The organism is Candidatus Magnetobacterium casense (assembly GCF_019173545.1).
Lineage (GTDB): Bacteria > Nitrospirota > Thermodesulfovibrionia > Thermodesulfovibrionales > Magnetobacteriaceae > Magnetobacterium > Magnetobacterium cryptolimnobacter.
Window position 1 is genome coordinate 1 of sequence record NZ_JABXWD010000798.1, and the last position, 1,023, is coordinate 1,023.

At 48.9% G+C, this 1,023-nt stretch carries 2 protein-coding genes; both read left to right on the forward strand.

Annotated elements, in window-relative coordinates; genetic code table 11:
* Positions 1–489 (forward strand): hypothetical protein (locus HWQ67_RS19610; RefSeq protein ID WP_218254381.1); only part of this gene is annotated, 489 nt, incomplete at its 5' end.
* Positions 490–527: 38 nt separating this feature from the next.
* On the forward strand, positions 528–1,023 hold a 496-nt coding region (locus HWQ67_RS19615), incomplete at its 3' end, for a hypothetical protein (RefSeq protein ID WP_218254382.1).

Consider the following 1,023-nt stretch of genomic DNA (forward strand, 5'->3'; position numbering starts at 1 on the left):
CAGGAGGTGCAAGTTGGAGTTATGGCGCTTCCTAGCATTGTCACTTTGCAGAATTTGGTAAACAACCGTGATCGCCGTAATCCGCAGGCAGATTATCTGGTGAAAGCGCCGGTGCCTGCTTTTGTGGCTGTAACGTTGACGGTGCAATACAAGGCAGACACGGAAGCTCCTGATGCTGCTGTGATTAAACAAGCAATCGTGAATCGAATCAATGGATTGGGTTTTGAAGTTGGAAAGCTTCCAGCCAGCATGATTTACGACGCTGCGCACAATGCGAGTTCCGAACTTGATGCATTGGTTGTGGCGCCAATTGACATGCTTTGTCAGATTCGAAGACCGGATGGCAGTTTGATTGTTTTGCGTGATGGGAATAAGATCGAAATACCGAACGAGCCGGAATTTGGAGTCTCTTCGAGGACGACGGTGTTTTATGCAGACATTGATGATGTTGACGTGTCTGTTGAACCCATACCTGCGCTGCCTGCATAAAATAGGCGCGTGCGCCTGAATCTTCTGAGGAGAGTGTAGTGGCCGACTTACCTGGATATCCTGAAAACGATCTGACACAGGGACGTGACTTGTTGATCAAGTTGGGTTCCTTTTGGTCAGAAATTTTCGGTGACCGGGAAATTTTGCAATCGCATTTGCATTCATCGGCTCAGGAGCAAGCTCAAGTTCATCTGACTTTTCTGGAAGCTGTTGCTTCTGTCTCCCGTTTCACGGTGCCTGTCTTTCACAAGGAAGACTGGTATTTGCTCACGTTCAAGCGTAGCGATGCAGATGCAACAGCAAGCGTGTATAAAGCAGGAGATCTTGTATACGGTCTACAACCAGGCACCGTTACAGGTCGTCCGGCCGGCTTTATGCAAACTTACGGCGGTACCGATCGACCAGATCAAGTGCGACTGGTGTTGCCTTCAACCCTGGTTGACGCGCCGGTTACGATTCAAAATCTTGTTCTCAGTCCGAGTCGCGTGTTGATTAAGGACATTGATTACGATATTGAGACTCGTGTTGGCAGCC